The organism is Mesorhizobium sp. ES1-4 (assembly GCF_020164745.1).
In the GTDB taxonomy this organism is placed as follows: Bacteria; Pseudomonadota; Alphaproteobacteria; order Rhizobiales; family Rhizobiaceae; genus Mesorhizobium.
This window is the reverse complement of record NZ_JAIUGV010000012.1, coordinates 160,645-168,821: the sequence shown is the minus strand read 5'-3', so window position 1 is coordinate 168,821 and position 8,177 is coordinate 160,645. Positions and strand designations below refer to the sequence as shown.

6 protein-coding genes are annotated in these 8,177 nt (G+C 61.8%); all 6 read left to right on the top strand.

Annotation, left to right across the window (positions count from 1 at the left end; translation table 11 throughout):
* The first annotated feature begins 180 nt into the window (after window positions 1-180).
* Complete coding sequence (locus LB556_RS23050; RefSeq protein ID WP_224570013.1) at window positions 181-714, top strand: sigma-70 family RNA polymerase sigma factor; 534 nt, start codon at window positions 181-183, stop codon at window positions 712-714.
* Window positions 701-1,486, top strand: coding sequence for an anti-sigma factor family protein (locus LB556_RS23045; RefSeq protein WP_224570012.1), 786 nt, complete (start codon window positions 701-703; stop codon window positions 1,484-1,486). Before LB556_RS23050 ends, LB556_RS23045 begins: the two co-directional genes overlap by 14 nt.
* Window positions 1,487-2,481: 995 nt before the next feature.
* Window positions 2,482-4,779 (top strand): glycogen debranching N-terminal domain-containing protein, encoded by a 2,298-nt coding sequence (locus LB556_RS23040; protein WP_224570011.1) that lies wholly within the window; start codon window positions 2,482-2,484, stop codon window positions 4,777-4,779.
* 205 nt (window positions 4,780-4,984) lie between these two features.
* Entirely contained in the window at window positions 4,985-5,863 is an 879-nt protein-coding gene (locus LB556_RS23035; RefSeq protein ID WP_224570010.1) for an FMN-binding protein, read from the top strand.
* A 25-nt stretch (window positions 5,864-5,888) separates the two neighbouring features.
* Window positions 5,889-6,611, top strand: a complete 723-nt coding sequence (locus LB556_RS23030; RefSeq protein WP_224570009.1) for an FAD:protein FMN transferase — start codon at window positions 5,889-5,891, stop codon at window positions 6,609-6,611.
* The gene (locus LB556_RS23025) at window positions 6,608-8,119 is read left to right on the top strand and encodes an RnfABCDGE type electron transport complex subunit D (RefSeq protein ID WP_224570008.1); all 1,512 of its coding nucleotides are present in this window, start codon (window positions 6,608-6,610) and stop codon (window positions 8,117-8,119) included. The genes LB556_RS23030 and LB556_RS23025 overlap by 4 nt, the downstream gene beginning before the upstream one ends.
* Window positions 8,120-8,177 lie beyond the last annotated feature (58 nt).

The following is an 8,177-nucleotide window of genomic DNA, read 5'->3' as shown; positions in this document are numbered from 1 at the left end:
AGCCACCGCATCAAGAAATGCGCTTGGAATGACGACTACCTCATCCAGGCAATCACTCATATGCGATAGCCCTGCCCACGAGCCGGGGAGCAGGAACCGGACACATCCATAGACCGCGTCGGTCGGCGAATTGCGAGCCGTCGCTTGGAATAGTTTAGGCACACGGTCAGTATACGGGCCATGAAGGCGAACTTCGACGTCATTCCGCACTTGGAGGATCTGTGGCGCTACAGCAGGGTGCTCACGAAAAACGACGCGGACGCCGATGACCTCGTTCAGGAGGCGCTTGCCCGGGCCCTCGCTCTGGCTCGCACCTATGATTCCTCGCGCCCACTCATGCCCTGGCTGGTCACTATCGTGCGGAACACATTTCTGACCAGTGCCGTGCGCGCGGATGCGGAGCGGCGCCGCCTGGCTGCCTATGCTGAACAATGCGACCCATTGCTGATGCCCTCGCAGGAATACAGCGCCGAGCTTTCCAATGTCCGGAAGGCCATGGCGGAATTACCTTCCGAACAGGCCGAAGTGCTGCATCTGGTCGCCGTCCTGGGCTTTACCTATTCCGATGCCGCAGCCGTGCTGGGCGTGCCGGTGGGAACTGTTATGTCTCGCCTGAGCCGTGCCCGGTTCGCCCTGAAACACAATATGGAAAAAATGAACGACGTCGCACCAGCTCAATTGAAAATAGTGGGAGGCCGTGATGTTGCCAAGTGACCGCGTTTCCGAAGAGGAGATCAACCGGTTCCTTGACGGCGAACTGTTGCCGTCCCAGAGATCAGACCTACAGGCCCGCCTCGCCCGCGAGCCGGAACTGGCCGCTGAGGTGTTTGCACAGGCCCAGCGCATGGAAGCTTTGCGCGATATACAGCCCCAGCGGCTGTTTCCACCCCGAGCGAGCCTGGACAGGGCAAAGCAACTCGAGGGCGTGTTTCGACGCCGAAAGGTGTTTGCCGCGCTTAAATTGCAATTGGCCGCGGCCTTTCTGGTCTTCCTGGGTTGGTCGGCCAACTCCTTGACCGTGCCGCTTCGCCAGGGCGGTCAAAAGGCGGATGAAACTTTCATTCTCGCCGCGCGGGACGCTTTGCGCGTCGCTCAGCTCAATGCCGGTCCGGAAAAGGGAAGCGAGCCGAAGCAGGACAAGATCGAACGACTGATTGGCGCTGTCGACATAAGCATGCCTACCTTGCCGGCGGTGTGGTCGGTGAAAGATGTTCAGGTCCAGCCCTGGAACGGAAAGCAGAGCCTGGTGGTAACGGCGGATACGCCGAGCGTTGGCCGTATCACGCTGGTGGCAGCGCCGATGACCGGCGAGGACGCCGTACCCCCGACCACGGCCACGGACGGACGCGTGCCGACTGTCTACTGGCAGTCCGGCGGCACGGCCTATGCCCTGATGGGTTCAGCCGCGCCCGACCGGCTTGAGAAGGAAGCGAAGGAAATAGAGGTCGCAACGCGCAGGAACGTCGCGCCCAAGATAAGGGGTTGACTGATACGCGTCTCCCCGCGGCGGTTCCTTGCCCGTCTGGGTGACGACGATGCACGACCGATTTCGTCTGCTGGAAAGCGGGAGGCTCGACTGATGAATCATTTGTCGTTTGACTTGAGAAAAAGGTACTATCCGTCGGTTTGTCCGGTTTGCTCCGGAGATGCGCTTGAAGTCGACGTCACGCCTCGGAAGGCCGAATTCCAGTGCCCCGGTTGCGGCGCATACGAGATCACCCTGGCCGCCCGGTCAGCGATCAAGGGAATGTCACAGAAGCATCGTGCGCTATGGCTTTTGCAAGCTCGGAAACACGTTTCCAGCTGACCACGATTTGCGCTCGTGGCTTGCGCTGGTGAACCGCGGCTGCGAGGCAACCGATCGAGGAAGTGCGCACGCGCGAGCACTTCCTTGCGGTCCGGCATTTCATGGGGTGATGCCGGACCGCCCCTCATCGCATCCCAACAGGCATCGCTGCGGCGGTTAGGTTCACGGTTCAGCCTCACGGGTGAGCGCGCCAGGAAAAATGAACCTCCGGCGGGAATAATTTCCGGCCGGCCCCGGTACATAGGGCAGGAATGACATTTCGACGTGGCCGGCAGCCGTCGGATGGTGGGAGCGCCGGTGCGGGTAATTGACGACCAGCAACGTCGTCAAAGCTTGCGCGGGAGGAGCGCGCTCCCTTCAGGCCCAGCGGTTACTCCCCTGTCCGTAACCGCTGGGCCAATCCATCCTGTCAGCTTCCCATCCAGCCTCGACGATGCTTCAACCCGCGCCACACCAATGGCGCATGGGCAGACCGCAGCTGCCGGCGCCTTTGGCTGGCCACCCCTTATCCGGAATTCTCCGCATATCGTAGGGGCACACTTGGCGCGGAACCTATACGCGTTAAGTGGAGTCTGTGTCCTACGGCGGCGTCTCTAAATCAAAGGGATAGAGCATGATTTCATCCGAAAACCGCTTCACACTTTCCGGCATCATGCTCTAGCGAGACAGGATCGATGCCCAAAACAGAGCTCGGAAAAAGCGCAAGGCAGAGCGGCCAGGAAAGCGAGACCGCTCTCCCGGAGCACGCGGCGCGGTCGTCGCATGGTCAGGAAAAGGCGCGACAGACCCCGCAGGCGAAACGGGAGCGGAAACGACGCGTCCTCACCCAAGGTCATTCGGCAATCGTCCGCAGCATCGCCGACGCCGTTACCACAAAGAACGTCAATCTGTACTATGTCGTGGCTCCGGATGCGCAGATACCGCTGAACGACGAGCATGGGTTTGGACTTTATTTTCATGATTGCCGTTTCCTCGGCGGCTATGAAATGGAGCTTGATGGTGTCGCCCCCCTCGTGCTGGCCTCGACCGCGGACAAAGGCGACATGGCGCTTTTCGAACTCACCAATCCGGACCTGCACACCGAGGAAGGGAAACTGATCCCCAAGGAGGAGCTCGGCATCCGCTGGGAGCGGGTTCTCGACGCCGATCAAACCCAGGTGCGGGAGACCATCTCATTCCGGAATTTTGGGCGCGAGGCGCATTCCTTCTCGCTCACCCTGCGCTTTCACGCTGGTTTCGAAGATATATTCAACGTGCGCGGTTTGGTGCGCGAAACCCGTGGCAGCCCTGAGCCGCCAGGCTGGCGCAGCGGCGATCTCCGTTGCGTGTATTACGGTGCCGATCGTTTGCGAAGAACGACAACGATCGCCTTTTCGCCACCGCCACACGACAGACTTCATACCGCGGCGCGGTTCCGCATCCGTGTCTCTCCAAACGACACGCAGACCATTTCGATTGCCATCAAGCTGACGGAGGATGCCGAGGAAAAAGATCCCGTTCAGGCATCAATGGCAACGATCCAAAAGCCCGATGACAATCTCCCGAATGGCTCGGAGCAAAGGCTGGGCCAAGACACTAAGTTCAGCAGTGACAGCCTGCTCCTGAACAACATCATCGAGCGCTCGCTGCGCGATCTCGGGATCCTGCGATCGCGTCTGGGTAACAACGACTACTTTGCCGCCGGAGTGCCGTGGTTCGTAGCCTTGTTTGGCCGCGACAGCCTGATCGTGGCCCTTGAAATGCTCGCCTTCCAGCCGCGTATCGCCGCCCAGACATTGCGCCTCCTTGCCAGCTATCAAGGGCAGTGCGTGGACGACTGGCGCGATGAGCAGCCCGGCAAGATCCTCCACGAACTCCGTGTCGGCGAATTGGCCCGGGCGGGTGACATCCCGCACGCCCGCTTCTATGGAACGGTAGACGCGACCCCGCTCTTCCTCCTGCTGCTGGGCCGGTATGCGGCATGGACAGGTGACCTGGAATTGTTCCGGGAACTGCGGCAGCCCGTGGAGCACGCGTTGGCCTGGATCGCCGCGGCGTCGGATGGCAACGGTTATCTGGCGTATCAGAGCACCTCGGAGAAAGGCCTCGTGAACCAGGGCTGGAAGGATTCGGGCGATGCAATCGTCAGGGCCGACGGCAGCATTGCCGACCCGCCGATAGCGCTGGTCGAGGTGCAGGGCTACGTCTTTGCCGCAAAACGCGCGATAGCCGATCTTTACGAGCGTGAAGGCGAGATCGATCGCGCAAATCATCTTCGGCAGGAAGCCGAAACGTTGCGGACCGACTTCAACCGCGACTACTGGCGCGAGGATCTTGGCATCTTCGTGCTCGCGCTTGAGAAAGGAGGGGATCAAGTTGCGGTGGTGTCCTCGAACCCCGGACATGCGCTGTGGACCGGCATCGCGGACCAGGACAAGGCCCGGAGATCGGTCGCACGACTGATGCAGGACGATATGTTCGGCGGCTGGGGCGTACGCACCCTCTCAACCGCGGAACTGCGCTACAATCCGGTCGGGTATCATCTCGGAACCGTTTGGCCGCACGACAATGCCTTGCTGGCGGCCGGATGCCGGCAGTATGGCGAGGACACGGCGGCACTGCGGGTCCTTACCGCCATTGCGGAGGCGGCCATGCATTTTCGGCATCAGAGGCTCCCGGAAGCGATTGCGGGCTTTGGACGGGAGGATTTTCAGGTGCCCGTTCACTATCCGGTCGCCTGCCATCCTCAGGCCTGGGCGGCGGGAGCTCTGCCGTTCCTGGTGACCACGTGTCTTGGACTGGAGCCCGACGCCTTCTCCCGCAGGCTGCGGATCGTGCGGCCGCGCCTTCCTGACTTCGTGAACCGGATCGAGCTTCGTGGGCTGCGCGTCGGTGGAGAAAGCGTCGACCTGGAGTTCACGAGGGCCGCTGACACGGTTACGGCAAAAGTCCTCCAGGCAAGTGGTCACCTGGCGGTGGAAGTCGAAGAATAGAGCTGTGGAACCGCCCGGCTGGTGACGGGTATATCCATCCGCCACCCTGGCTCGCTGCCGGCACCGGCCCGACAGTTCGAGGAGCTTTCCGCTAAGGTCGAAGCGCGCTGACAGCCAGTTGTCAGCTTCGGCATGGCATATTGCGCTTGAAACAGCCTGCAGCGGCTTCACGCTCGCGGGCTTCAACGCGGAAATGCAGACACTGATGAAAAAGATTGCCTTATCGCTTTTCGTGGTCGCGGCCTCGGGCGCCTATGTCTGGGATCAGGCCGGCAAGGCCCCAAGCATCGACGCCCCAAGCCTTGACGCCATCGACACGGCGGGTCCCGCCAATGCCGCCAAGGAAAGCCCGCAACAGCCGGTCGGACCGGCGCAGCCCCCGGCCCCTGTCATCGCGGCGCCTGTCATCGCATCACCTGGTACGCACCCCTTAGCGGCGATCGGACAGGTGGAGCCTCCGGCGACCCCTCCGGCCAGGGTTAGCATCGAAACGACGGCTGCGATCGCCGCGCCCAGTTCGACGCAGCCGACCGTCGCAAAACCGACAGGAGCCGAAAAGTCTCCTCCGCCTGAAGCCGTCCAGCCGCAGGTTTCCGAGGCGCCTGCCCAACCGGCGAAACAGGCACCGGTTGAACTCGCCGCTGATGCCGCGCCGCTGACGGCGGTGTTCCCGGCCACCCCCGCGATCTACATCCCCATTCCCCAGCCGAGGCCGGATTATCCGCAAGCGAAAGTCCGCGTCATCAAGGCCGGCATGAAGCTGTCCTCGAATTCAGGCATGAAGAAGGTCGGCCACGGCTTTGCCGACGGCACCTATGCTGGCCCTGTCACCGACGCCTATTATGGACTCCTCCAGATCCAGGCCTCGATTCAGGGCGGCCGCCTCACATCGCTGAAAGTGCTGAAATACCCCAATGACCGCCGCACGTCGGTCAACATCAACCGGCAGGCTTTGCCCATGCTGCGTGACGAAGCAATCAGCGCGCAGAGCGCCGATGTCGACATCATTTCGGGCGCAACCTTGACCAGCAGGGCCTTCAGGCAGTCGCTCGCCGGCGCGTTGAAGCAAGCATCGTCCTCCTAGGTCCATGCGCGACACCAAACTATTGATGGGCATGCCCATCACGGTCGATATCGCCGGTGCGTCGGGCGCCGAGTTGGTCGACGCGGTCTTCGACTATTTCGGGCAAGTCGACCGCCGGTTCAGCACCTACAGGACCGACAGCGAGATTTCGGCCATCAACCGTGGCGACCTTCCGGTCCGCGATTGGAGCGGCGAGATGATGGAAGTAATGGCTCTCGCCGAACGCACCAGAAGCCAGACGGACGGATTTTTCGACATCCGCAAGCCAGACGGTTCGCTGGACCCGTCGGGCATCGTCAAGGGCTGGGCCATCCGCAATGCGGCGGGGATTGTCGGCAGGGCAGGCGTTGCCGATTTCTTCATCGAGGCGGGCGGCGACATCCAGTCCTGCGGCAGGAATGCTTCGGGCCTCGACTGGAGCGTTGGCATCCGCAATCCCTTCAACGCCGACGAAATCATCAAGGTCGTCTATCCACGCGGGCACGGTGTCGCGACGTCAGGCACCTATGTCCGCGGACAACACATCTACAATCCGCGTGGGCTTGACGGGCCGATCACCGAGATCGTCAGCCTGACGGTCATCGGATCCGACGTGTTCGAGGCCGACCGCTTCGCCACCGCCGCCTTCGCCATGGGCCGGGATGGCATTCTTTTTCTCGAACAGACGCCGGGCCTCGAGGGCTACGTCGTGGCGGACAACGGCCGTGCCACGCCGACAACCGGCTTCGGAGCCTTTTGCCAATCATGATCAAGGCCATCGACCGGTTTCTCGACCACCAGACCATGTACCGGCTGGTTCTCTACTATCTGATCGCCTTGCTGGGCACGGCCTTTGTGCTCGGCATATTCAAGCTCGTGCCGCACGATCCGGTCGCGCTGGCCTTCACGACAGGACTGATGCTGGCCGCCTGCTGGATCACCAACCGTGTTTTCGCGGCTGTCTTCCAGGTTCCGGCCAACAACGAGTCTGTCTACATAACCGCCCTCATCCTGGCGCTTATCCTCGATCCGGTGGCAGCCACCGACGTCAACGGGATCGGCGCGGTTGTGTTCGCCTGCATCTGGGCGATCTCATCCAAGTTCATTCTCGCCATCGGCAGGAAGCACCTGTTCAATCCGGCAGCACTGGGCGTCGCGCTGACCGCGTTGCTTCTTGACCACCCGGCAACCTGGTGGGTCGGAGGCAATTTGCCCTTGCTTCCCGTGGTTCTTTGCGGCGGCCTGCTTATCGTGCGCAAGCTGCGCCGGGTCGATATCGTCGTCACCTTCATCGCCGTGACGCTGGCAACGATCCTCTCGACGACCGAGCCGTCGCAATATGCGACAGCACTGACGGAGACGCTTGGCTCGTCGCCCCTGCTGTTCTTTGCCTTCGTGATGCTGACCGAGCCGCTGACGGCGCCGACGATGCGCCTGCCACGGATCGCCTTCGCCGCGATCGTCGGCTTCCTGTTCGCGCCCAACATCCATGTCGGTTCGTTCTACTTTACGCCGGAGTTGGCGCTTCTGACGGGCAATCTCTTTGCCTACGCCGTAAGCCCCAAGGGACGCCTGGTGCTGACGCTCGAACGCATCGAACGATCGGCGGTCGACAGCTACGACTTCATCTTCAACTCACCGAGGAAGCTCGCCTTCGAAGCAGGCCAGTATCTTGAATGGACACTTGGCCTCGACCGTTCGGACAGTCGCGGCAACCGTCGCTATTTCACGGTCGCATCGGCGCCCACGGAGCGAACTGTCCGACTTGGCGTCAAGTTCTATCCGCGGTCGAGCGCCTTCAAGCAGGCGTTGGGCGCGATGAAGCCGGGCAGCACGATCCACGCCTCTCAGCTTGGCGGCGACTTCACCTTGCCGGCCGATCCGGAAACCAAGATCGCCTTCCTGGCCGGCGGCATCGGCATCACGCCGTTCCGCTCGATGCTGCGGTATCTCATCGACCGCGACGAAAAGCGCCCGATCGTCATCCTCTACGGAGCCGAGACCCAGCAGGACATCGCCTATCGCGACGTCCTCGACACGGCAAAGAGAGAACTGGGCGTAAAGACGGTGCTCGCCATCGCCAATGGCGCCGAGCGCGGCCAATATCCCGGCTACATCGACGCGCGCCTCGTGCGCCTCGCCATTCCCGACTATCTGGAGCGGATATTCTACATTTCCGGCCCGCAAGGCATGGTCAAGGCACTGCGCAAGAAGCTGCTGGCCATGGGCGTTCGTCGCTCCAGGATAAAGGTAGATTACTTCCCTGGCTTCGCCTGAGCGCTGGCCGAATTAGAGCAATCCAGGAAAAGTGCGTAGCGGTTTTCCGTCCGGAATT